Origin of the sequence: Campylobacter showae (genome assembly GCF_900573985.1) — a bacterium.
Lineage (GTDB): Bacteria > Campylobacterota > Campylobacteria > Campylobacterales > Campylobacteraceae > Campylobacter_A > Campylobacter_A showae_E.
The window spans coordinates 1,457,235-1,481,157 of record NZ_UWOK01000001.1 but is presented as its reverse complement, the minus strand read 5'-3'; the positions used below and the strand labels follow the sequence as shown (position 1 = coordinate 1,481,157).

The window sequence follows — 23,923 nt, the reverse complement described above, 5'->3', positions numbered from 1 at the left end:
ATAAAGGATAAAAATGAAAGTACTACTAATAAAAGACGTAAAATCGCTCGGAAAAGCCGGCGAAATCAAAGAGGTAAAAGAAGGTTACGGAAATAACTTCCTAATCGGTAAAGGCTTTGCTAAAGCTGCGACTCCAGATGTCTTGCGCCAGTACGAAGCCGAACAAAAACGCAAGGCCGAGGAGCTAAAATACGAGATCGCAAATATAGAAAAGCTAAAATCCGAGATCGAAAAAATCACGCTCAAGGTTAAAAAGCCGCTCGGAGCAAACGGAGCGCTATTTGGTGCGGTAACGAAGGATGAAATTTCAGAAGCTTTAGAAAAAAATCATCATCTAGTCGTAGATAAAAAGGCGTTTGACTTCGCGCATACGATAAAAGCGACAGGCATCTACGAAGTGGACGTCAAACTCGGCCATGCCGTGCGCGCCACGCTAAAACTAGACGTCGAGGGTGAATAAGTGTTTCACGCGACTACCATTTTAGCCTACAAAGGCAAGAACAAATCGGTCATCGGCGGCGACGGACAGGTGAGCTTTGGCAACACGGTGCTAAAAGGCAATGCGGTAAAAATCCGCAAGATCCACGGCGGCAAGGTCCTGGCGGGCTTTGCCGGCAGCACCGCGGACGCGTTTAATCTCTTTGATATGTTTGAAAACAACCTAGATCACGCCAAAGGCGATCTGCTAAAAGCAGTGATCGAATTTAGCAAAGAGTGGCGCAAGGATAAATATCTGCGCAAGCTAGAAGCTATGATGCTGGTGCTTGATAGAGAGAAAATTTTCCTTTTAAGCGGGACGGGCGACGTCGTAGAGCCTGAAGACGGCAAGATAGCCGCCATCGGAAGCGGCGGCAACTACGCCCTATCCGCAGCTCGCGCGCTGGATAAATTTGCCCGGATCGACGAAGAGGAGCTCGTAAAAGAGAGTCTAAAGATCGCGGGCGAAATTTGCATTTACACGAACACGAACATAAAAACCTACGTTTTAGAATAGAGAAAAGATGAATTTAACCCCAAAAGAGATAGTGAAATTTTTAGACGATTACGTCATCGGGCAAAAGGACGCCAAAAAGATCATCGCCATCGCGCTACGAAACCGCTACCGCAGAATGAAGCTAGATAAAACGATGCAAGACGATATCATGCCAAAAAATATCCTGATGATAGGCTCGACGGGCGTGGGTAAAACCGAGATCGCAAGGCGTCTGTCAAAGATGATGGGTTTGCCGTTTATCAAAGTAGAAGCTAGCAAATACACCGAAGTTGGCTTCGTCGGACGCGACGTGGAGAGTATGGTGCGCGATCTGGCGGCTGCGTCGGTAAATTTGGTCAAAGCCGAACAGCGCGAGAAAAACCGTGAGAAAATCGACGAATACGTAAAAGATAAGATAATAAAAAAACTCCTGCCGCCTCTACCGACGGGTGCGAGCGAAGATAAAAAAGTCGACTATGAAAAAAGCTACGAAAAGATGATGAGTAGGCTAGAAAACGGCGATCTAGATGATCTAAGTATTGAGATAGAAGTCGTACAAAATAGCTTTGACACGGGAGCAAACGTGCCGCCCGATATGGCGCAAATGCAAGAGAGCTTCGTCAAAATCATCGGCCTAAGCAACAAAACCGTCAAAAAAGAGATGAAAGTAAAAGACGCTAAAGAGGCGCTCAAAAACGAAGCTAGCGATAAAATTTTAGATATGGAGAGCATCAAAACCGAGGCCGTGCGAAGAGCCGAAAACGAGGGCATAATCTTTATCGACGAGATCGATAAAGTCGCGGTGAGCTCCGGAAACTCGGGCAGACAAGATCCGAGCAAAGAAGGCGTACAGCGCGACTTGCTACCTATCGTGGAGGGCTCGACCGTGACGACCAAATTTGGCGCCATAAAGACCGATCACATCCTTTTTATCGCCGCCGGCGCCTTTCACATCAGCAAGCCAAGCGATCTAATCCCGGAGCTTCAGGGGCGTTTCCCGCTGAGAGTTGAGCTTGATAGCCTAGATGAAAATGCGCTGTATCAAATTTTAACTCAGCCTAAAAATTCGTTACTTAAGCAGTACGAAGCGCTTTTAAAAACCGAAAACGTGGAGCTTAAATTTACGGATGACGCTATAAAAGCTATCGCAAAAATCGCTCAAAACGCCAACGAAAAAATGGAAGATATCGGCGCTAGACGCCTACACACCGTGATCGAGCGCGTGATAGAGGATATCAGCTTTGAGGCCAACGAGCACGGCGGCGAAACGGTAGAAGTAGACAAAGCTCTCGTAGAAAAGCGTCTCTCAGACGTCGTCGAGGATCAGGATCTAGCGAGATATATCTTATGAAATCAGGCTTTGTTAGCATCATCGGTCGCACGAATGCAGGCAAAAGCTCCCTTTTAAATTTTTTGCTTGATGCGAAAATCACCATCGTCTCGCACAAACAAAACGCCACGAGGCGCAAGATCAGCGGTATCGTGATGAACGGCGGGGATCAGATCGTTTTTACCGATACGCCGGGACTTCACGAGAGCAACAAGACGCTAAATAAACTCATGATAAACGAAGCGATAAAATCGATGGGCGACTGCGATGCTATTGTCTTTTTGGCACCCATTCACGACAGCATAGACGACTACGTTAAATTTCTAAATTTAAATCCGCAAAAACCACACATCTTGGTGCTCACCAAGGTTGACGAAGTCTCAAACGCTAAAGTGCTTGAAAAAATCGCACAATATCAAAAATTTCAAGATAAATTTACAGCGCTTTTACCTTTTAGCGTCAAAAAGCAAACCTACAAAAAGCCGCTTTTGGATGAAATTTGCAAGCTTTTGCCAGAACACGAGTATTTTTATGATCCAGAATTCTTAACGCCGACAAATGAAAAGGAAATTTTTCGTGAATTTATCCTAGAGGCGCTCTATGATAATCTAAGCGACGAGATCCCCTACTCTACCGACGTGCTCATAGACAAAGTCAAAGAAAAACCTGAAATAACTGAAATTTATGCCACCATAATTACCGAACGCGAGATACATAAATCTATGATTATCGGAAAAAATGGTCAAACCATCAAAAGAATCGGGATAAATTCAAGAAAGTTAATATCAAATTTTACCAGTCAAAAAATCCTCGTGAAGCTCGTTGTAGTCGTTAAAAAAGACTGGCGCAAAGACGAAAAAACTATAAAAAGCTTGAATATTTTATAAATAATTATTAAGTCATATATTTTTATGGTATAATAAATGCGGCAAGTTGCCTAGTATAGGGCAAAACTAACTTAGAATTTGAAGTTTATATTGAAGGATGCTTAAAAATGGCAAAAAATAAAAATGAAGTAGCAAACATAGTAACGCATGATCCGTATTTGCAAACTTCATATGCCTTTTCAGGTAATAAAGTTTCCCAAATAGACCTAAGCAAAGCAAATAAAAATAGCTTTTTTACGTCATACATCAAATATAAAGACATGATGACAGGTAGTGTAGAAATACCGCTATCAACAGACGAGGATGATATATCAAATTTAATAACAATCAAGGTTTATGAGCAGTTTGGTCTAGATCCGTCTTCTGAGTATAAAATTGTGTATAACGAAACTTTAGGCATATCGTCTGAAACTAAAATTTTTAACGTATTTATATCTGACATTTTATCAACCGATCAATTATTCTCTTTGGCTCTTAAAAAAATTCCATATATAGACTATGTGGTGGCTGCCCCGCTAATGTTTCATGCGCTTTATAAAAAAAATATGCTTTCAGCCCAAAATACCGATGCCTTCGTGGTGTTGCAGGATGATGATGCTTTTATAGCTATTTATCAAAACGGAGAGTATGTTCAATCAAGACCACTTAGGTATTCAATAAAAAATATTAGCGAGAAATTTGCTACTTTAAGTGGCGATAAGCTAAATGATAATGTTTTTTTAAATATCATAAAAAATGGAACAAATACTCAAGATGATAGAAGTAGGGATTTTATAGTTGAAATATTTGATGAGATTTCCTATTACATAGGAGATTTAATAAATAGTTTAAGTCGCTTTCTAGGATCAAATGTTTCAAATATAAATTTAGTAACTGATGTAAAAATGGGTAATTTTGCAGAATTTATACAAGAGAAAGTAAGTATACCCACTAATTACCTTGATCTAAATATTGCCATAAATTCAAAAGAAGTTGAAGTTGATAATATTCACAATATTATGGCAATCAATTCACAATATTACAAAGAAACGCAAGAAAATGATTTTAACTTTTCCAATTTTCTGCGACCACTACCACTATTTCAACGCAATAGCGGTAAATTAATACTATATACACTACTTGGACTACTAATTGGATTACTATATCCATTGTATCTTTATGTGTCAGGAATTATTACCGACGTAGACACTGCTGATAAAAAAAGCGAATATGAAATCAATAATGCTGATAAAATAAGGATAGAAGGGGCAATAGCAGCCCTTGAACAACAAATTTCAGGTGTATCAAAATCTATCGAGGAAGAGCAAGTTGTAATTGATTTTAGAAAAAACACTATTAAAGAAATTTATGATAAAAAAGTTAGTTATCCGATGAAGGGCGTTGTGTTATTTGAGCTCAGCAATCTAATAAACAACAAAGATATACAAACCGCAAGAATAAATAACTCAAATAGAGACATGAAAGTTACGTTAGTAAGCAAAGATGAAAAAAAGTTAACGGAATTGATGCAAAATGTAAATACTTCAGAGAAATACTCTATATTAACAAAGGAAATTTTATTAGATAAAAAATATGGAGTACCTTCATATGAAACAAATGTTACTATAAAGATTAAATGATGAAAAAAGATAATACACTTACAAAAATAGATAATTACTTTGACGAAAAAAAACCTAGCGAAGTAACAATGATGTTAATTGTTGCTTTTTTCTTATCTGCTGCAATAGCATACTATGCGGTAATACCATATGCGCAAAATTACTATGATGAATCCATAAGAGAAAATGATCGAATAACCCAGGATCTAAACAAGGTAAACTCTTATTTGAGTACCGTTAGCCAAGGTGACGATAGAAATTTTATGATAAATAAAAAACAAAATGAGTTATTACAACAGCAAAATAAGCTTGCCGATGTCCAAAACATGAATCAATATTTTGATAATAAGTTAAAAGAGCTATCATATCTAATTTTTAACGAACAGAGTTGGGCTGATTTTTTAGACAATTTAGCATTTTTAGCAAATAAGAATAATGTAAAAATAACAAAAATAATAAATACATTTAAAGAACCTAATGCTCAGAAAATAGAGCAAGTACTTGATATAAACATATCTGTTGACGGTGATTATAGAGATATCATAAGTTACATAAATGCCATTGAAGAATCTAAATTGGTAGTAGATGTGAATAATATAGATATAAATTCTACAAATGGCAAACTAAGAGGAAATATGGGAATTTATATATGGGGGATGAAATATCAATGAAAACTTGTGCTTTGTTTTTTTTAGCGATATTTTGCTCTATATCCATGGCGGATAATTCTCAAGAAGAGATAGAGCATTATAATCAGTTATTCGGCGCGATAAATGAGCAACGTAAAGGCTTAAATGAATCCGAACTAAAAACCATATCTGATCCTTTTTTAAAAACAAAAGCTGTTAGCATTGAAAATAACAATAATGTTTCGGATAATCAAACTTTTGATTTACAAGCAATATTTAGCAACAAAGCTAAAATTAGCGGACATTGGTATCGGGTAAAAGATAAAATAGGTGAATATGAACTGGTAAAAATTGGATCCAAAAGTATTACTTTAGCAAATAAAGATGAAAAAATTGACTTAAATTTAACAAAAGGGGCAAATAAAAATGTCATTATTAAAATTAAATAATTTTTTTAAAATATCTATCATAGCTGCAATATCGTTAACATCAGCATATGGCAATGGTTGCGAAAAAAGGGTTTTTAATCTTAAAATTAATGAACAAGTTTCAGTTCAAGAGGTGTTGACGCAACTATCCGATATGTGTCATTTTAGTGTTGTTACAAAAGATCAATTTGCTAAAGACGCCATAAGCGAACCTCTTTTTGGAATCAATATAAAAGATAAAACATTGAATGAAATTTTTAGCCTTTTGCTATCTGAAAAAGATATGAGCTATACTTTTTCTCAAGATATATTAAAAATTTCATCCCTTCAGACAAAAACTTTTAAAATTGATTATATAACATCTATAAGAGAAGGAACCGCTATAACGAAAGCCTCTGTTGATTCTGCCCCAATAGAAGTAGGAGAGAGAGAAGAAGATAGTGGATCTACAGATATTACTAAGGGTGGTGGCAAGCTTGATAATATTATAAGGACAGTTGAAAAGTTTGATTTTTGGGAAAAATTAGATACTGAGATTAAAGCAATACTAAACAATACGACAGAAAGTATCGTTGCACCAGATCCTATCATCAATGCCAATGCAGGATTAGTCACTGTAACCGGCACAGCAGCACAGCTTAGAAGGGTTTCTGAATACATTAAAGATATTCAAGAAAGACTTAAAAAACAAGTAGTCATAGACGTATCCATAATATCTGTAGAGCTTGCCAATAGCTACACAAAAGGTGTTGACTGGAGTAAATTTAATATAGGTTTTAAAACCGGATTATACAATCGTACGGTTGTAACTGGCGTAACTGAAACAGTGGGACAAGACGCCGCTGGTAATCCTACGACCACTTTAAGTAGAACATATGGAATGATTCCGGCAAATGACCTATTTTGGTCAAATAGAGGAAACGGTCTTGGCGGTGGTTTTTCTCAAAGCATGAATTTGATTGCAGGTTTTAATTTTAATTTAGACGGCGTTTTAAATTTTCTAGAAACAAATGGGAGAACAAAAGTTGTTTCAAGCCCAAAAATTACAACTTTAAATAATCAACAGGCCCTAATTTCCGTGGGAGATAATGTAAACTATAGAGTTCAGGAAGAAAGCCAAAACAATAACGCCTTAAATGGTAAAACCACTATAACCTATAAGCAATATTCTGTTTTTATAGGAATTTTGCTTAACATTTTACCGGAGGTTTCAGACGATAATAAGATTATGCTCCGTATTAATCCATCTCTTAGCAGCTTCAAATACAATGAAGATGATGTTAGACAAAGCACAACCATAAGAGAAATCGCACCAGATACTATACAAAAAAAGCTTTCTACTGTTGTGCAGGTAAATAGCGGTGATACAATCGTTTTAGGTGGGCTTATAGCTCAGTCTAAAGGCAAGGAAAATACAAAGGTACCATTCTTGGGAGACATCCCTGTGCTTGGACATGCATTTAAAAGCACAAAAGACAATCTTAGGACAACAGAACTTGTATTTATTATAACCCCAAGAATAGTTGACACATCAAACGCTACACCAATCAATCAGTCTCTTAAAGATTTAGGTTTTTCGAGGTCAACGTATGAGCAATAAATATACTACTCTAAAAAATATATTTATTGATGTAGCACAAGAAAATAACTACATAAATTTAGATAAGTCTATTATTGCATATAAAAAAATTTTAGATTTGTTACAAAAGCCTGCCAAGTTAATTTTATTTTACGGCAAGCCTGGGTGCGGAAAAACATTTTTGCTAAAAAAAATCGTAAGCGATCTTAAAGATCGTAGTGACATTATTTTTTTTCCATATCCCTTTTTTAATGAATCAGAATTTGTAAAATCACTATATGAGGGAATTTTTAAAAAAGAGTCTCAGGAAAAAATTGAAAGCTATGAGCAGTTTATTAAAATATACGAAGCTAAAATCGAAGATAGTCAAGATAAAAAACCAGTAATAGTTATTCTTGATGAATCACAGCTTTATCCTGAGATTTTACTAGAAAAAATTCGTATAATGTCAGATAGCGGTCTATTTAAATTTGTTTTTGCCACGCACGAAACGATTGATAAAGATGTACTATCGAGAGATTATTTTAAGTCAAGAGTTTGGGAAAGTATAGAGATGGGCTCTATCGATACAGAGGAGATGAAAGTTTATTTGGAAAATAAGTTACAAAATAGTCAGTTTTTTTATATTTTTTTAAAATTTACCGAAGAACAATTTCGTCTTCTAAATGAATTAAGCCAGGGAAATTTAAGAATGCTAAATAAATTAATGTTTAATATTTTTGAACTTTACGAATATTTTGATGCAAATCAACCAACTATAATAGGCGGTGACAAAATGGTAACAAAAATTTTAGAGATGGCAGCCATCAAATCGGAGCTTATAGATGCTTGAAACATATGAGATATTGGAGCTAGAAAGGCGATGGAGAGCCTACGACAAAAAGAGAAAAGAGTTTAAGTTTTCGGATAAAAAAAACTATATATATGCTATTTCAGCTGTTTTAGCCATATCTGTTTCTGTGTCATCGCTTACTTTTTATTTATTAAAAGATTCACTAATAAGTAATAACAACAGTACTACAATTAGTAACGATGCTAGAAAAAGCAATAAAGACACCATAAAGCATTCTGAAAATGTTGAGCCTGAGCAGAAAATCGATCCAAGTAATAATACATTGCTAAATTCTGATAATTTTGGCGGAACCGAAAGCGCGCCAAACACGCAAAATAGTAGCATTGCAAACGAAGATATCTCAGATAATATAAATACAGAAATTCAGCAACACGGCTGGGTAAATGCAAGCGATATACAACAAGATACACAGAGAGTTAGCAATACTCAAAAAAATATTGGCGGAAAACAAGTGGCAGTAGCCACTCCAACAGAAGAAAAACTAAATTTTGATTCTGAAAAATATATACCCGCAAAGAGTATTAGCGGCTTGCAAAATATAAACAAATTCCAAATACAATCTTCTGGTTCTGAAGTTTCGGTAGATGAATTAACAGCAAAATTTGAAAAATCAAATAGCTCTGACATTGCACTGCTTATTGCAAGAAGATACTATGATGTTAAAGACTATAAAAATAGTGAAAAATGGGCATTGATAGCAAATGAACTTGATAGCAATAACGAAGAGAGCTGGATAATATTTGCAAAGTCGAAATATAACCTAAAGCAAAAAGACGATGCTATAAGCGTCCTTAAGATATATAACGACAAGGCCAATTCTGCAAATATTGAGGATTTAATGAGACAAATAGAAGACGATACGGCATTATAGTGTAAAAGTATTATTGTTTTATAAATTGTAAAGGTATATAATGAATAAATTTTATGAACTTTTTTTGACAACTATCTTAAAAAATAATTTAATAACCGATATCCAATATCAAAATATATTATCTCTATTAAAGGAAAATGTAGATTTTGAGCATGCCATACAACAGCAAGCGCCAAATTTATCAACGGAAAATATATATGATATTATAGGTGAATTATATAAAAAACAACGCATTACAATCAATGAAATAACTGAAAATTTCATAATAAATTTAAAAAAATTTTTAGAGTATATTGCAGCCAAATTTAAACTTGAGTATGTTGATTTGGATGATATCGATATAGACTATAAACTTTGTGAAAAAGCTCCTTTAAATCATTTAAAAACCTATAGCGCTCTACCTATCAAGGAAGATGAAATTGCTGTTTATGTTGCTTTTAAAAACCCATTTGACATGTCTGCGCAAGATAGACTGCAATCTATTTTTAATAGAAAGCTCTTAAAAATAGTTATAACCGATCCATCCAAAATAGATAAATATTTAAGTAAAATAGAGCTAAATGATAGCGTAAAAGGCATAGTTACCGAGATCAGAAAGGAGCTATCTTCCTCTGCGGTAGTAGGTGGAAATACAAATGAAAATAGCTCCGGCATATTAAAATTGATCGAAGTTATTTTACGAACCTCGATAGTAAGTCGTGCAAGCGATATACATATCGAAGCTACTACTACAAACTGTGTCGTGCGAGGCAGGATCGACGGTATGTTGGCTGAGCTTTTTATTTTTGACAAAGACCTTTTTCCACCCCTGGTATCGCGCATGAAGCTACTGTCGAATATGGATATAGCAGAGCGAAGAAAGCCGCAGGACGGTCGTTTTTCGGCTCAAGTAGCAGGCAAAGAGTATGATTTTCGTATTTCAACATTGCCGATACTACACGGTGAAAGCATAGTTTTGCGTATTTTGGATAAATCAAAAGTTCTAATTAGTCTTGAAAATTTAGGTATGCATCCAAGTACTTTTGATAAATTTAACAAAGCAATGAAAGCACCTTACGGCATTATATTAGTGACGGGGCCAACTGGGTCCGGTAAAACAACAACTCTTTATGCTGCATTAAATGATATAAAAAGTGTAGAGACAAAAATAATAACCGTCGAAGATCCAGTAGAGTATCAGCTAAATATGATCCAGCAAGTCCATGTAAATGAAAAAGTCGGACTTACCTTTGCTTCAGCTCTTCGATCCATTTTAAGGCAAGACCCAGACATCATAATGATAGGCGAGATCAGAGATCAAGAGACTCTTCGTATAGCTATCCAAGCTGCACTTACCGGCCACTTGGTATTTTCAACGCTTCACACAAATGATGCGATAAGCGCCGTAACGAGAATCGCTGACATGGGAATAGAACCGTATCTAATTAGCGGCGCATTGGTGGCGATAGAGGCCCAAAGGCTTGTTAGAAAACTATGTCCAAACTGCAAACAAAAAACCGTTTTACCGCCAAATTTACATGAACAATTTCAAGACTTCTTGCCACAAGATTATCAGTTTTATAAACATGTCGGTTGCGATCAATGTTCTCAAACTGGCTATGTAGGGCGAGAGATGATAAGCGAAGTTTTACCGATAAGCGATAGAATTTCAGCGATGATAGCAAACGGCACTACAAAAGAGGAAATAAAAAAAGTAGCATACGAAGAGCATTTTATAGATATGTTTAAAGATGGTATTATTAGAGCCGCAAGGGGCGTAACAACGATAGATGAAGTATTTAGGGTAGCTAAGGTATGAAATTTTTTGAAGTTGAGTATATGGCCAACGGTCGTCGCCAGAAGATGACCTTAAAAGCAAACAACAGAAGCGAGGCGCAGGCCTTAGCAAAAACAAAAAAAGCTGGCGTAATAGTAAAGGTAGGAGAAACAAAAAGCATCCCGCTAGAAGAACAATTCGCTGACATGATAAGCAAGGCATCAGTCCTTTTAGGCGGTTCAAAAATAAAAATAAATAATTTAATAGCTGCCTTTAGGCAATTAAGCGTTATGACAAATGCAGGAATTTCAATCCACGACAGCATCAAGGAAGTATCTAAATCAACAGAAGACAAAAGGCTTAAGGCCATATTTGCAACCCTAAACGATGATCTCAACCAAGGTCAAAGTCTAACCGATGCCATAACCAAATTTAAAGGTGAACTTGGTGACGTAGTTATTGCTATGGTAAAGCTTGGCGAAAGCACAGGTAATATGTCAGAGTCGCTCCATAAACTATCAGATATTCTACAGGAAGTTTGGGAAAATCAGAGAAAATTTAAAAAAGCTCTCAGATATCCGATTATAGTAATGTCTGCTATGGCGATAGCTTTTATTATACTGATGATATTTGTGGTTCCTCAGTTTAGGGAGATATTTGAACAACTCGGAGCTAAACTACCTCTTCCTACAATTATTCTTCTTTCTATCGAGAGTGCATTAAGTAATTACGGTTTATATATATTAGTCGGTTTTATAACCATAATATATGCTATCAGATATTTATACAAAAGCAATGATGATTTTAAGTATAAATTTGACAAATTTATGCTAAAAGTTTATCTAATCAATAAAATTATATTCTACTCAACAATGAACAGATTTAATCTTATTTTTACCGAGCTTGTAAGAGCAGGTATTCCAATTGCTGATGCACTTGAGACGGCAACTTTAACGGTAGAAAACCAAGACATACACGATAAGCTTGCCACAATCAAGATTGCTGTTCAAAGAGGCGTATCCTTGACAGAAGCTTTTCGGGATACTCAACTTTACGAGAGTATGCTTATTCAGATGCTAAGCGCAGGCGAAAAAGGCGGTGCAATAGATGCGATGCTTGAAAAAGTAACCGATTATTACAAAGCTAAATTTAGCGACCTGGTTGATAATATTTCAAGCTATGTGGAACCAATTATGCTTTTATTTATGGCGGGCATGGTTATACTTTTGGCGCTTGGTATTTTTATGCCTATGTGGGATCTTGGAAATGCAGTTCAAGGACGATAATTAAAACAACAATTAAGGAAAGAAATGCAAAATAATTTACATGAACGTCAAGTTAGTGCAGATGCGTTTTTGGTTTCAAAAACCGATACGAAGGGAAAAATAACTTATTGCAATATCCCTTTTGCTCAAATAGTCGGCGCAAAAGGTAATGAGTTGATCGGGAAACCGCATAATATCGTGAGGCATCCAGATATGCCGCGCGTTGTTTTTAAAATTTTATGGGAGTACGTAAAAAATAAAAAAGAGGTTTTTGCCTATGTTAAAAACAAGAGCTTTGACGGTTCATTTTACTGGGTATTTGCAAACGTTACCGCTTCTCTTGATCAAAACGGCAACATTATCGGTTATTATTCGGTTAGACGAAAACCAAATCCAAAAGCCTTAGAAATCATTATCCCGCTTTACAGGCAGCTCTTGGAAGCTGAAAAGAGCGGCGGCATGGAAGCCTCATCTAAGCTTCTTGATAATATTTTAAAAGAAAAAAACAAGAGCTATGACGAGCTAATGAACGACTTACAAAGATTATAAAAGGAAAATCATGTTTTTTAAAAAAGAAAAAGTAAATTACGATGAAATTTTAAATGTGGTCGAACAGGCTAGAAACGGCTTTTTGGAACCTAGAATTTTACAAATAGATCCAAACTCTCAAATCGGCAAAATAGCACTTGGTATAAACGATTTGCTCGATCAAATCGAAGCTTTGCAAAGAGAAATGGGCACTTGCGTAAAATCGGCCGAAAGCGGGATAACTTATAGAAATATTTTTGCAGAGGGATTTCGAGGTCTTTTTAGAACCAATGCTATTTCCATGAGCGAAGGCGTCGAGGGTATAAAAGCCGGCCAGAAAGGTAAAACTAGAGGTATACTATCTGAAAAATTTAGCGAGCTCGGTAATGGAAACGACGGTATTTTAGAAGTACAAAACGACCTCAATCAAAGCATTAAAAATTTAACCCAAATTTCAACTATGGCGCAAGATACTTCGGTAAAGGCCAACGAAAGCATGTCGGCCGTAAGCGAACTTAGCCAAAATATGGGCAACCTAGAGCACCTTATCACAGAGTCTACCGAAGCTATTAAAAATTTAACCCACAGAACCGAGGAAATCTCATCGGTCGTAAATTTGATCAAAGATATCGCCGAGCAAACAAACCTACTCGCTCTTAACGCTGCTATCGAAGCGGCGCGTGCCGGCGAGCATGGGCGAGGCTTTGCCGTGGTCGCGGACGAAGTGCGAAAGCTTGCCGAAAATACGCAAAAAGCTACAAGCGAAATCGGCATAAATATCCAAACTCTGCAACAACAAACAAACGACCTAAACGACAATTCCAACAAAATCACTCAAATAGCGCAAGTAGCAAACGTAAGCGTGTCTAAATTTAGAGATGCCGTGAATGTATTTAGCCAAGGCGCGACGCAAAGTGCAAAAATCTCAAAATACGTCGAAAACAAAACCATCGGCATCATCGGTAAGATCAACCGAGTGACATATCTACAGACCGCATACGGAAACGTTATTAACGAAAGAGGCGATGACGAAAATATGCAAAAACAAACGAAAAATTTAAACGCATGGTACGAGAGCGCGGCGGCATATTTTGCAAATTCAAAAAGCTTTGAGAAGGCAAGCGTCCCGGCAAAACAAATAAGCGATCTGGTAAAAGCTAACCTAGACGACTCAAAAAATGGTTACAATATGAACGATATCCAAAAATTCGTCGATAGATTTGCTAAAGTCAAACAAGCAAGCGGTGAGATATTTAAGATAATAGACGCGACGATAGAAGAAAGCGTAAAGTAAGATTATGCGAAATTTGAGCCGAATCTAAAAAAATATTTGGTTCAAATTTTGCTCTTTTGCATCACTTTAAACCAAAAATTCATTCTATAAAATTTTACCAAAACCCATTTTTGAAAGCTTTGCATCGTCAAAAACTCTAGAGCAAATTTGCATCCTCTATAAATACAATTGGCTTCGGCAAAATTTATACTAGGTGTTGCAAACTTAGCAAATTTACTTCGCGCCAATCACAAGCCGCACGCTATAAACTCTCCAAATATGACCAAAACGCAACAATCATTTGCCATGTCGCGTCAAATTTCATAAAGGCAAACCAACTTAAGGCCAGCCTGCCCTCACCTCAAATTTGACCAAATCCCAAAGCAAATTCGGTCAAATTTAGATGCCAAATTTAGCCCAGCAGCCTTTTTGCGCACTCGCTTATGCTCTTGCCGTCGCTTCTAGCGCCGATTTTTTCTTTGGCTGCTTTCATTACTGTGCCGATATTTGCGCCATCGCCTAGTCCTGCGATGATCTCTTTTATCTGGGCTTCTAGCTCGTCTGCATTTAGTTGCTTCGGTAGATAGCCGTTTATGATGTCGATCTCTTTTTGCTCGTTTTGCGCCAGATCGTCCCTGCCGCCGTTTTTATACTGCTCGATAGAGTCCATGCGGCGTTTGATCTGGGTTTGTAGGATCGGTAGCACCTTTTCGTCGGTCATTTCGGCGCGTTCATCGACTTCGACTTGTTTGATGACCGAGTTTATGAGTCTTAGCGTATCGCGGCGAAAGTTGTCTTTTTCTTTCATCGCAGTCTTGATGTCCTCTAAAATTTGCTCTCTAATCGTCATTTTTTCTCCTTTAAATTTAAGTAGGCAAATTATAACGAAGCTAAAATTTAAAGCTAATAAAACCGCCTAAATTTGGCTTGCTTAAGAAAAATATAGTTATAATTAGCCATTCATTTTTAAAAGGACTTGCTTGAGAAGCGACAATCTCTTTGCATTTGCGATCTTTATAATTACCGCGTTTGGATTTTTCGTTTGGGGCTATCAGTACATCCCGACTCATCACTTTTTACTTTTTAGTATCGCTAGTATTTTCGGTATCTTTATGGCGTTTAACATCGGCGGCAACGACGTCGCAAACTCCTTTGGCACGAGCGTAGGCGCCAAGACCGTCACGATAAAGCAAGCCCTAGTTATAGCCGCTATTTTCGAGCTTAGCGGCGCAATATTTGCCGGCGGCGAGGTAACGAAAACCATCCGCGAGGGCATCGTGAGCTTCCCGCAGGAGGGCACGGAGCCTATGCTTTTCGTGCTGATTATGATGTCGGCACTTTTAAGCTCGGGCATTTGGCTTTTTATCGCGTCTAAAAAGGGCCTACCCATCTCCACGACGCACTCGATCGTAGGCGGCATCGTTGGCGCCGGACTTACGATGGGCTTTACGACGATGGGCGGAGATAAAGCTCTAGCCATGGTTTCCTGGGGCGAGATAGGCAGGATCGCCGTTAGCTGGGTGATCTCGCCGCTACTAGGAGGCATCCTTTCTTACTTCATTTACGGCTACATAAAATCTAAAATTTTGATTCCTACTCGCAAATTTACCCTTGAGCTAAAGGTACTAAAACGCGAGCGTAAAGCCTACAAAGAGCGCTATCTACAAGAGCTAAAAACAAAACCCGAAAGCGAGCAGATAAGGATACTAAGCAAGATCGCGGTCCTTGACGAGGACGACGTCGAAAGCGGCGAACGCAGCGAATACAAGCTCGCTATAAAAGCCATGAAAGAGCGCGAAAAAGAGATCGACACGTCAAAAGCCATGCGCAAACACATCCCAATGGTAGCAGGCATCGGCGCGATCATCATCTCCTCGATGATGCTATTTAAGGGCCTAGCACACCTAAATCTCGACATCGGATTCATCGGCACGATCTGGATCATCTGCGTCATAGGTATCGTCACATATCTCGCAACGCTTGCGATGATAAACGTGATGAAAAAAGATAACGCAGAAAAGAGCACGAACCGCATTTTCTCATGGTTTCAGATATTTACGGCCTCCTCGTTTGCATTTTCTCACGGCGCCAACGACATAGCAAACGCCGTGGGTCCATTTGCCGCGATCCTAGACGTACTAAAAACAGGCTCCATAAACGCCACCGCACCCGTACCTGGTATCGCGATGGTGACGTTTGGCATCTCGCTTGTGGTGGGGCTTTGGTTTCTAGGCAAAGAGGTTATAACCACGATCGGCAGCAAACTAGCCGAGATCCTACCGACGACCGGATTTAGCGCCGAGCTAGCCGCTAGTACCGTTATCCTGCTAGCTACTAAGCTAGGCATCCCCGTTTCCTCGACGCACATCCTCATTGGTGCGGTGCTTGGTATCGGTATATTAAACCGCGACGCCAACTGGAAAATGGTCAAACCTATCGTGCTCGCATGGGTCATCACGTTACCTATCGCAGGCTGCTCGGCAGCACTTATTTACATGCTTCTAAAGACTATGTTAGGCTTGTAAATTCGACTATTTGCGAGCCGTAACTGGCCGATTTGTTTTGCCAAAACTTATAAAGTTGGTCTTGATTTTACCATAAAGTCACAGCAGTACTCGGTAAATTTAAGCTAGTTTCGTTCAGGTATTATTTAAACTATGGTTTTATATAATTCTAAGCCTTTGGGCTGACTGCTTAAATTTGATGTCTATAACGATAATGTCTGCCTTGCCAACAAAACGACAAATGATTTTTTACAACAAACTCAAACAATCAAATAAAGGCTCTTGCAACTAAAATTTATAAAATTTAGCAAGCTATTTTTTATTTATGTATTCGCAAATTAAATTCAGTAAACATAATAAATTTGACGGCTGGGTAAATTTAGACGCACGGGGAATTTGACGGCTGGGTAAATTTAGACGCACGGGGAATTTGACGGCTGGGTAAATTTAGACGCACGGGGAATTTGACGGCTGGGTAAATTTAGACGCACGGGGAATTTGACGGCTGGGTAAATTTAGACGCACGGGGAATTTGACGGCTGGGTAAATTTAGACGCACGGGGAATTTGACGGCTGGGTAAATTTAGACGCACGGGGAATTTGACGGCTGGGTAAATTTAGACGCACGGGGAATTTGACGGCTGGGTAAATTTAGACGCACGGGGAATTTGACGGCTGGGTAAATTTAGACGCACGGGGAATTTGACGGCTGGGTAAATTTAGACGCACGGGGAATTTGACGGCTGGGTAAATTTAGACGCACGGGGAATTTGACGGCTGGGTAAATTTAGACGCACGGGGAATTTGACGGCTGGGTAAATTTAGACGCACGGGGAATTTGACGGCTGGGTAAATTTAGACGCACGGGGAATTTGACGGCTGGGTAAATTTAGACGCACGGGGAATTTGACGGCTGGGTAAATTTAGACGCACGGGGAATTTGACGGCTGGGTAAATTTAGACGCACGGGGAATTTGACGGCTGGGTAAATTTAGACGCACGGGGAATTTGACGGCTGGGTAAATTTAGACGCACGGGGAATTTGACGGCTGGGTAAATTTAGACGCACGGGGAATTTGACGGCTGGGTAAATTTAGACGCACGGGGAATTTGACGGCTGGGTAAATTTAGACGCACGGGGAATTTGACGGCTGGGTAAATTTAGACGCACGGGGAATTTGACGGCGCGCCGAACTCTTACGAGCTCGGCGCTTTGCCGCTAGCGGTTAAAAAGTATTTTCTCTTTTTTCTAGCACAAGGTGCAGTATGTAAGTAACCGCAAACGCAACTGCGCTAGGCACGATCCAGCCCAGCATCGAATCGTAAAACGGCATTTCCTTGACGAGATCCGTCACTAGCGGCACGGAGACGCCCGCAATATCAAGTCCGTTTATCGTGCCGACGACCACGCAGACGTAGACGCAGGTGCGGTAGATAAGCTTGCTCGAGTCGATCAGCGGGTTGATGAGCGAAAGGATGATGAGCATAATGGCGATCGGATAGATGGCGATGAGCACCGGGATCGAGCCCTTGATGATGGTCGTGAGGCCGAAATTCGCCACGCCAAAGCCGATCAAGCACCACGCCGCAACCCAAATTTTATATTTGACGCGTCCGCCCGTTAGCTCCTCGAAGTACTCGCTAGCAGAGCTTATGAGCCCCAGCGTCGTCGTGATACAAGCTAGGAAAAATGCAGAACCTAGCACCAAAACGCCTGCTTTACCGAAGTAATGACCGCTAATGCGAGATAGCAGCTCGGCTCCATTTATCTCCGGCGCATCTTTAAAAAGCTCCGCCGACGTCGCGCCCAAGTAGCCCAGCATCAGGTAAATCGCCATCAAAATCACGCCCGCCGTCATGCCGGCTTTTATAGTCGATGAAACCAAGTGGCGCTCGTCTTTTACGCCCACGGTTCTGATAGCGTTTATCACAATGATACCAAACGCCAGCGACGCCAGCGCGTCCATCGTCTGATAACCCTCTACAAAGCCCTTAGCTGCGGCGCGCTGCGCATAGTCTCCGCTAGGAGCGACGAACTCGCCGATCGGGAACAAAAATCCCGCTCCAAAAAGCAGCAAAATAAGCGCCAAAAGTAGCGGAGTTAGATATTTGCCGAGTAGATCGACTAGTTTTGACGGATTCATACAGACGTAATAATTTAACGCAAAATACGCCGCCGAGTAGAAAAATAGCCAAATTTGCAAATTTTCAGCCGCAATAAACGGCTTAACAGCGATATCAAAAGGCATATTCGCCGCGCGAGGTATCGCAAAAAGCGGTCCGATCGTAAGGTATAAAAGCGCCGTAAAAAGCACCGCAAATACCGGATCTATGCGGCGAACTAGGCTTTGAAGCCCTTTTGCTCTAGCGATCGCTGCGACGCCAAGCACCGGCAAAAGCACTGCCGTAGCGCAGAAAAACATAATCGCGACGTAAAAATTCTGCCCAGCCTCTCGCCCTAAATTTGGCGGAAAGATGAAGTTCCCCGCACCAAAAAACATGGCAAAAAGCGTGAGCGAGATGACTAAAAACTGATTCTTGCTAAGCTTTTGTTTCATTTTCGCTCCATTTTAGTTTTAAATTTGACAAATTGTATTTAGATAAAGTTGAATTTCCGTTGATTTGAGTTAAATTTGCTCATTTTTCGCGTGCGCGTGTTTCGATTTGAAATTTAGTCGCGCAGCCGGAGTAAAATTTAAACATTTTAAAGTATAATCGCGCAAAGGAAAAAAATGGCAAAAACTAAAACCATATTTGAGTGTCAAGCCTGCGGCAATCAGCAGAGCAAATGGGTCGGCAAATGCCCTCAGTGCGGAGCTTGGGATAGCTTTTTAGAACTAAACGCGCAGCAAATCGAAACGCTAAAAGAGATCTCAAAAAGCACCGCAAAACCAAGTCTCGCAAAGCAAATCAGCGAGGTTGAAATAGAAAAAATCACGCGCATCAGCACGCAAAATAGCGAACTAGACCTAGTCCTTGGCGGCGGCGTCGTGGAAGGCTCGCTGGTGCTAATCGGCGGAAGCCCAGGCATCGGTAAAAGCACCTTGCTGCTAAAAATCGCATCAAATTTCGCCGCTCAAGGCAAAAAGACGCTGTACGTGAGCGGCGAAGAGAGCGCGAGCCAGATCAAAATGCGAGCCCAGCGCCTAGACGCGGTCAAAGAAGGACTCTTTTTGCTCACGGAAATTTTACTCGAAAATATCCTCGCCGAAGTGCGTAAAAACGAGTATAAAATCCTCGTCATCGACTCTATACAGACCCTTTACAGCGAAAAAATCGCCTCTGCGCCGGGCTCCGTGTCGCAGGTGCGCGAGATCACCTTCGAGCTAATGCGCCTAGCCAAAAACGAAAATATCTGCGTCTTTATCATCGGCCATATCACAAAAGACGGCTCGATCGCAGGACCGCGCATCCTGGAGCATATGGTGGACGTGGTGCTTTATTTCGAAGGCGACTCCAGCCGCGAGCTGCGTATGCTACGGGGTTTTAAAAACCGATTCGGCTCGACTAGCGAAGTGGGAATTTTCGAGATGAGCCAAAACGGGCTAATCAGCGCCAACGACGTCGCGGGCAAATTTTTCACGCGAGGCAAGGCCACTAGCGGCTCGGCTATCACTATCACGATGGAGGGCTCGCGCGCGCTTAGCGTCGAAATACAAGCACTCGTGTGCGAGAGCGCGTATCCTAAGCGCAGCTCCACGGGCTTTGACAAAAACCGCCTAGATATGCTACTAGCGCTGCTTGAGCGCAAGTTAGAGATCCCGCTAGGACACTACGATGTTTTCATCAACGTGAGCGGCGGAGTCAAGATCGGCGAAACGGCAGCCGATCTAGCCGTAGTCGCGGCGATCATTTCCAGCTTTAAAAATCGTCCGATCAGCAAAGAGAGCGTATTTATGGGCGAGCTTAGCCTAAACGGCGAGATTCGCGAGATATTTAACCTCGATCAGCGCCTAAAAGAGGCCAAAACTCAGAAATTTAAAAACGCGATCGTGCCCTCTAAGCCGCTTGACGCGCAGGGGCTAAAATGCTTCGTTGCCGGCGACATCACGCAGGTTTTGGAGTGGATGTAAAATTTAGCCGCAAAGACCCGCGCCGCAAAAACGCAAAAGGAAAAATATGGAAAATCTAAAATGGAAGCTCTCAAAAACGCTAAAAACGGCTATGAGACAAAAAGATATAGATACTTTTGCGCTAGCTAAAATCGCTAGCGCAACATACGCAAAAACTCACGCAGATAGCTGCTTAGACGTGAGGCAAGAAGTTTTTAAGATTATCGACGAATACGCGAGCGAGGTAAATTTAGAAATCTTAGACTTGGTTTGCAAAATTTTAGGTTCTAGCGTTAAATTTGGCGAAAGCGGAGATTTTTAATAAACTACCCCAAAATTTAAAGTCGATACAAAAACCTAAAACGCTTAAATTTACGGTAAAATCAAAACCAAAGTAAACGCAAAAACGGCAAAACTTGAGATGTTTAAATTTTATGCATACTTGGGCAAAATATAAATACGGGCGGCAAATTTTACATAGCTATCCGGCTAAAAAAGGCAACAATCGCCTTTGCGTAGAAAACTCGACAAAAAGGCGTCATTTTTGGTAGGTTACGACGGTCACGGCCCAAAAGAGCAAAGCGGCGAAATTTGCGAAAAAATCGCGCCGAAAAATCCAGCTAGGCATAGCCGCAAAATGCCGTAAAAAAGCAAAAATTAGGAACAAAATGTTTGGTTATATTAGGTTTATCTTAGCGTATTTCGTGCTACTATCGCACGTCGGTATAGGACTGGCGGGCAAAAACATCGGCGTCTTTGCAGTCGTGATTTTTTATATCCTAGCAGGACTCGTCACATCAAAGGTCTTTATCAAAATCGCACCGAAAAACGCACAAATAAGCTACTTCATAAAAGATAGATTTTTACGCATTTATCCCGCGTTTTTCTTTGCGTTTGCGCTGACGGTGCTATTTTTTTGCGCGACGTCGTATCTGCGGCCGCATTTTAATGCAAAAAACTTGCTCCTGAATGCGCTTATCGCGCCTCTAAACTACTTTTTTTGGCTTGATGTTTCCGTCATAGACGCGCCCGTGGGGCTAAATTTCATCATACCTCCCGCATGGTCGCTAGGAGCCGAGCTTCAGGCCTATGCCCTGCTCGTGCTAGCGATCAAATTTAGACGGCTAGGCTACGCGCTAGCTACCGGCTCGCTAGGCGTTTATGCAGCGGCGAATTTGGGCTTTATAAATGCCGATATCTACGGATATAGGCTTGTTTGCGGCGTATTTTTTATGTTTTACACGGGATTTTTGATCTATCAAAAAGAGTTTGGCAAGCTCGCCGTTTTTTACGTGGCGGTAGCGGCGCTGGCAGGCTATCTTTTTTACTCGCGCGAATTTAGCGCCTTTGGCGTAGAGACGGTGACCGGCTATCTAGTCGGAGCTGCGGTCGTACTAGCGCATGAGAGGTTTAAATTTAAGCTTAAATTTAACGATATCGCAGGCTCGCTTTCATACGCGATTTTTATCAGTCATTTTCTTTTTATTTGGCTTAGTGAATTTTGGCTAGGAGGCATAAATTTAGCCTTCGTGACGGCTGGTTCGGTCGTGTTTGGATTCGTAAATTTTTATTTTATCGAGAGAAAAATAAATAAAATAAGATTTAAAAAGCAATAAAATTTGTATCGAAATTTTTAAGAAAAGTACGAAAATATCGCGAATTAAATTTATTTTAAAACCACGAAAATCGTACGAACAAGTATCAAAAAATCCCTAAAAATCGAAAGATTATCGACATATGCGCACTCCATTTTTACTCGCTCGTCAAATGAAATTTCATTCCTGCCGCTCACCTGCCAAAGTCCGGTAAGCCCCGGCCTGACCCTCGTTATCTTGCCTAAGCTTTTGCCGATTTGTCTTTTTTCGTAAAACATATACGGACGCGGTCCGACCAGGCTCATTTCAAGTCTAAGAACGTTAAAAAGCTGCGGTAGCTCATCAAGCGAAGTACGCCTGATAAATCCGCCGACTTTTGTTATGCGCGGATCAAATTCGTATTTGTGAAATTTGGCAAAATGCTCGGCCTCTGCGGGATTTTGCGCAAGATACTCGTCCAAAATTTTACGCCAATTTTTATGCATCGATCTAAATTTATAGCAGCTAAACGGCTTGCCGAAGCGCCCTATTCGCTTTTGTTTGAAAAAGATGCTCTCGCCGGGCTCGTTTATCTTTATGACTGCGGCTATGACGGTGACGACCGCAAGCCAAATCGGCGCAGTAGCGACAACGACGACGTAATCGATCACGGCTTTTAGCAAAATTTTAGAGCGCAGACTCATAGCACGCCCTCTAAAAATCTCTCGTAACTACTCTCCACGAGCCCCTTTATCTCTCGCTCAAAGCGCTCTTTTGAAAATTTTAGCGCATTTTGCCTGATCGCTTGCGGATCAAATTTGTCTCTTATTTTTTCAAATTTTACAACCGCTTCGTTTAGGCTATCTTCGCTTTGCTCGCTAAAATAAACGCCCGTGACGCCGTCTATCACGCTCTCTTTCGCACCGCCTTTACCTAGGCAGATGACGGGCGTACCGCAGGCCTGAGCTTCCACGGGCGCTATACCAAAATCCTCTACGGCAGCAAATACGAAGGCTTTTGCCTTACCCATCAGCTCCGCAGTCTCGCGCGCACCCCTGAAGCCTAAAATTTCAATATTACTTTTGGCGATATTTCTGATTTCATTCATCTGCTCGCCGTCACCCACGACGACTAGCTTTTTGCCGCTTTCGTTAAAGGCGCGTACGATTAAATCGATCTTTTTATAAGGCACCATCCTTGAAACCGTGACGTAAAAGTCCTCTTTATTTTCGTTTAATTTAAAATTTGCGGTATCTACGGGCGGGTAGATCACGGCGGCATCTTTGCCGTAAATTTTACGTATGCGACGCGCAATAAAATTTGAATTTGCGACGTAAACGTCAGCTCTGTTTGCCGCGGCGATATCCCACAGGCGAATTTTATGTAAAATATACCTAGCCAGCACCGCTTTTAGTCCGCGTTCTAGTCCATTTTGACGCAAATAGTCAAAATACATATCCCAAGCATATCGCATCGGAGTGTGTATATAGCTTATATGAAGCTGGTTTGAATGCGTCAGAGCGCCCTTTGCTACGGCGTGCGAACTAGACAGCACGACGTCAAATTCGCTCAGATCAAACTGCTCTATCGCTAGCGGAAAAAGCGGCAGATAGCTCCTAAATTTGCTCTTTGCAAACGGTAAATTTTGAATAAAACTAGTTCGAGCGAATTTGCCATTTAAAATCTTTTGCCTATCGTCAAATTTAAGGTAATCAACAAGGCTAAAAATCTCAAAATCGTCCCAAATATCCGTAAAACTCTGCACGCAACGCTCGGCTCCGGCATAGGTTTCTAGCCAGTCGCAAACCAGAGCTTTTTTCATC

General features: G+C 40.3%; 22 protein-coding genes. 18 read left to right on the top strand and 4 right to left on the bottom strand.

Features of this window, described 5'->3' with window-relative positions; translation table 11 throughout:
- Window positions 1–13 precede the first annotated feature (13 nt).
- From rplI to EE116_RS13120, 14 genes are all read left to right on the top strand, one after another.
- The gene (gene rplI, locus EE116_RS07500; RefSeq protein ID WP_002945216.1) at window positions 14–460 is read left to right on the top strand and encodes a 50S ribosomal protein L9; all 447 of its coding nucleotides are present in this window, start codon (window positions 14–16) and stop codon (window positions 458–460) included.
- Window positions 461–994 carry an ATP-dependent protease subunit HslV gene (hslV, locus tag EE116_RS07495; RefSeq protein WP_002945207.1) on the top strand — a complete coding sequence of 178 codons (534 nt, stop codon included), beginning with the start codon at window positions 461–463 and terminating at the stop codon, window positions 992–994.
- Between the two features lie 7 nt (window positions 995–1,001).
- Complete coding sequence (gene hslU, locus EE116_RS07490; protein ID WP_122873876.1) at window positions 1,002–2,324, top strand: HslU--HslV peptidase ATPase subunit; 1,323 nt, start codon at window positions 1,002–1,004, stop codon at window positions 2,322–2,324.
- Window positions 2,321–3,190, top strand: a complete 870-nt coding sequence (era, locus tag EE116_RS07485) for a GTPase Era (RefSeq protein ID WP_122873875.1) — start codon at window positions 2,321–2,323, stop codon at window positions 3,188–3,190. The genes hslU and era overlap by 4 nt, the downstream gene beginning before the upstream one ends.
- Window positions 3,191–3,297: 107 nt before the next feature.
- Window positions 3,298–4,809 carry a hypothetical protein gene (locus tag EE116_RS07480; protein ID WP_122873874.1) on the top strand — a complete coding sequence of 504 codons (1,512 nt, stop codon included), beginning with the start codon at window positions 3,298–3,300 and terminating at the stop codon, window positions 4,807–4,809.
- Window positions 4,809–5,459, top strand: a complete 651-nt coding sequence (gene pilO / locus EE116_RS07475) for a type 4a pilus biogenesis protein PilO (RefSeq protein ID WP_122873873.1) — start codon at window positions 4,809–4,811, stop codon at window positions 5,457–5,459. The genes EE116_RS07480 and pilO overlap by 1 nt, the downstream gene beginning before the upstream one ends.
- The gene (locus EE116_RS07470; protein ID WP_163028044.1) at window positions 5,438–5,866 is read left to right on the top strand and encodes a hypothetical protein; all 429 of its coding nucleotides are present in this window, start codon (window positions 5,438–5,440) and stop codon (window positions 5,864–5,866) included. Before pilO ends, EE116_RS07470 begins: the two co-directional genes overlap by 22 nt.
- Window positions 5,844–7,445 carry a pilus (MSHA type) biogenesis protein MshL gene (gene mshL / locus EE116_RS07465; RefSeq protein WP_122873872.1) on the top strand — a complete coding sequence of 534 codons (1,602 nt, stop codon included), beginning with the start codon at window positions 5,844–5,846 and terminating at the stop codon, window positions 7,443–7,445. Before EE116_RS07470 ends, mshL begins: the two co-directional genes overlap by 23 nt.
- Window positions 7,435–8,256, top strand: a complete 822-nt coding sequence (locus tag EE116_RS07460; RefSeq protein WP_122873871.1) for an ATP-binding protein — start codon at window positions 7,435–7,437, stop codon at window positions 8,254–8,256. The genes mshL and EE116_RS07460 overlap by 11 nt, the downstream gene beginning before the upstream one ends.
- A complete protein-coding gene (locus tag EE116_RS07455; RefSeq protein WP_122873870.1) occupies window positions 8,249–9,148 on the top strand; it encodes a transformation system protein in 900 nt (299 codons plus the stop codon). Before EE116_RS07460 ends, EE116_RS07455 begins: the two co-directional genes overlap by 8 nt.
- Window positions 9,149–9,188: 40 nt before the next feature.
- Window positions 9,189–10,946, top strand: coding sequence for a GspE/PulE family protein (locus tag EE116_RS07450; RefSeq protein WP_122873869.1), 1,758 nt, complete (start codon window positions 9,189–9,191; stop codon window positions 10,944–10,946).
- On the top strand, window positions 10,943–12,190 hold the full coding sequence (locus EE116_RS07445; protein WP_122873868.1) for a type II secretion system F family protein: 1,248 nt from the start codon (window positions 10,943–10,945) through the stop codon (window positions 12,188–12,190). The genes EE116_RS07450 and EE116_RS07445 overlap by 4 nt, the downstream gene beginning before the upstream one ends.
- A gap of 24 nt (window positions 12,191–12,214) precedes the next feature.
- Window positions 12,215–12,718, top strand: coding sequence for a PAS domain-containing protein (locus tag EE116_RS07440; RefSeq protein ID WP_002947680.1), 504 nt, complete (start codon window positions 12,215–12,217; stop codon window positions 12,716–12,718).
- A 10-nt stretch (window positions 12,719–12,728) separates the two neighbouring features.
- Complete coding sequence (locus tag EE116_RS13120) at window positions 12,729–13,991, top strand: methyl-accepting chemotaxis protein (RefSeq protein ID WP_122873867.1); 1,263 nt, start codon at window positions 12,729–12,731, stop codon at window positions 13,989–13,991.
- 391 nt (window positions 13,992–14,382) lie between these two features.
- Here the strand turns inward: EE116_RS13120 and EE116_RS07425 are convergent, their stop codons facing one another.
- On the bottom strand, window positions 14,383–14,820 hold the full coding sequence (locus EE116_RS07425; protein WP_122873865.1) for a GatB/YqeY domain-containing protein: 438 nt from the start codon (window positions 14,818–14,820) through the stop codon (window positions 14,383–14,385).
- 130 nt (window positions 14,821–14,950) lie between these two features.
- On the opposite strand from EE116_RS07425, the gene EE116_RS07420 reads away from it, so the two are divergent.
- Window positions 14,951–16,495, top strand: a complete 1,545-nt coding sequence (locus EE116_RS07420) for an inorganic phosphate transporter (protein ID WP_122873864.1) — start codon at window positions 14,951–14,953, stop codon at window positions 16,493–16,495.
- Window positions 16,496–17,700: 1,205 nt separating this feature from the next.
- On the opposite strand, the gene brnQ is transcribed toward EE116_RS07420, so the two are convergent.
- Entirely contained in the window at window positions 17,701–19,032 is a 1,332-nt protein-coding gene (gene brnQ / locus EE116_RS07415) for a branched-chain amino acid transport system II carrier protein (protein WP_122873863.1), read from the bottom strand.
- Between the two features lie 174 nt (window positions 19,033–19,206).
- On the opposite strand from brnQ, the gene radA reads away from it, so the two are divergent.
- The 3 genes from radA to EE116_RS07400 all read left to right on the top strand — a co-directional run bounded on the left by radA (window position 19,207) and on the right by EE116_RS07400 (window position 22,142).
- On the top strand, window positions 19,207–20,547 hold the full coding sequence (gene radA / locus EE116_RS07410; protein WP_122873862.1) for a DNA repair protein RadA: 1,341 nt from the start codon (window positions 19,207–19,209) through the stop codon (window positions 20,545–20,547).
- A 46-nt stretch (window positions 20,548–20,593) separates the two neighbouring features.
- On the top strand, window positions 20,594–20,848 hold the full coding sequence (locus EE116_RS07405) for a hypothetical protein (RefSeq protein WP_122873861.1): 255 nt from the start codon (window positions 20,594–20,596) through the stop codon (window positions 20,846–20,848).
- A 346-nt stretch (window positions 20,849–21,194) separates the two neighbouring features.
- Entirely contained in the window at window positions 21,195–22,142 is a 948-nt protein-coding gene (locus EE116_RS07400) for an acyltransferase family protein (protein ID WP_122873860.1), read from the top strand.
- Window positions 22,143–22,192: 50 nt separating this feature from the next.
- On the opposite strand, the gene EE116_RS07395 is transcribed toward EE116_RS07400, so the two are convergent.
- The gene (locus EE116_RS07395) at window positions 22,193–22,804 is read right to left on the bottom strand and encodes a sugar transferase (protein ID WP_122873859.1); all 612 of its coding nucleotides are present in this window, start codon (window positions 22,802–22,804) and stop codon (window positions 22,193–22,195) included.
- Window positions 22,801–23,922, bottom strand: a complete 1,122-nt coding sequence (locus EE116_RS07390) for a glycosyltransferase family 4 protein (protein ID WP_122873858.1) — start codon at window positions 23,920–23,922, stop codon at window positions 22,801–22,803. The genes EE116_RS07395 and EE116_RS07390 overlap by 4 nt, the downstream gene beginning before the upstream one ends.
- Between the last annotated feature and the right edge of the window lies 1 nt (window position 23,923).

Bases quoted from the DNA above. Each gene is read 5' to 3' on its own strand.
- rplI (WP_002945216.1), top strand. From the start codon at position 14: ATGAAAGTACTACTAATAAAAGACGTAAAATCGCTCGGAAAAGCCGGC.
- hslU (WP_122873876.1), top strand. From the start codon at position 1,002: ATGAATTTAACCCCAAAAGAGATAGTGAAATTTTTAGACGATTACGTC.
- era (WP_122873875.1), top strand. From the start codon at position 2,321: ATGAAATCAGGCTTTGTTAGCATCATCGGTCGCACGAATGCAGGCAAA.
- EE116_RS07480 (WP_122873874.1), top strand. From the start codon at position 3,298: ATGGCAAAAAATAAAAATGAAGTAGCAAACATAGTAACGCATGATCCG.
- pilO (WP_122873873.1), top strand. From the start codon at position 4,809: ATGAAAAAAGATAATACACTTACAAAAATAGATAATTACTTTGACGAA.
- EE116_RS07470 (WP_163028044.1), top strand. From the start codon at position 5,438: ATGGGGGATGAAATATCAATGAAAACTTGTGCTTTGTTTTTTTTAGCG.
- mshL (WP_122873872.1), top strand. From the start codon at position 5,844: ATGTCATTATTAAAATTAAATAATTTTTTTAAAATATCTATCATAGCT.
- EE116_RS07460 (WP_122873871.1), top strand. From the start codon at position 7,435: ATGAGCAATAAATATACTACTCTAAAAAATATATTTATTGATGTAGCA.
- EE116_RS07455 (WP_122873870.1), top strand. From the start codon at position 8,249: ATGCTTGAAACATATGAGATATTGGAGCTAGAAAGGCGATGGAGAGCC.
- EE116_RS07450 (WP_122873869.1), top strand. From the start codon at position 9,189: ATGAATAAATTTTATGAACTTTTTTTGACAACTATCTTAAAAAATAAT.
- EE116_RS07445 (WP_122873868.1), top strand. From the start codon at position 10,943: ATGAAATTTTTTGAAGTTGAGTATATGGCCAACGGTCGTCGCCAGAAG.
- EE116_RS07440 (WP_002947680.1), top strand. From the start codon at position 12,215: ATGCAAAATAATTTACATGAACGTCAAGTTAGTGCAGATGCGTTTTTG.
- EE116_RS13120 (WP_122873867.1), top strand. From the start codon at position 12,729: ATGTTTTTTAAAAAAGAAAAAGTAAATTACGATGAAATTTTAAATGTG.
- EE116_RS07425 (WP_122873865.1), bottom strand. From the start codon at position 14,820: ATGACGATTAGAGAGCAAATTTTAGAGGACATCAAGACTGCGATGAAA.
- brnQ (WP_122873863.1), bottom strand. From the start codon at position 19,032: ATGAAACAAAAGCTTAGCAAGAATCAGTTTTTAGTCATCTCGCTCACG.
- radA (WP_122873862.1), top strand. From the start codon at position 19,207: ATGGCAAAAACTAAAACCATATTTGAGTGTCAAGCCTGCGGCAATCAG.
- EE116_RS07405 (WP_122873861.1), top strand. From the start codon at position 20,594: ATGGAAAATCTAAAATGGAAGCTCTCAAAAACGCTAAAAACGGCTATG.
- EE116_RS07400 (WP_122873860.1), top strand. From the start codon at position 21,195: ATGTTTGGTTATATTAGGTTTATCTTAGCGTATTTCGTGCTACTATCG.
- EE116_RS07395 (WP_122873859.1), bottom strand. From the start codon at position 22,804: ATGAGTCTGCGCTCTAAAATTTTGCTAAAAGCCGTGATCGATTACGTC.
- EE116_RS07390 (WP_122873858.1), bottom strand. From the start codon at position 23,922: ATGAAAAAAGCTCTGGTTTGCGACTGGCTAGAAACCTATGCCGGAGCC.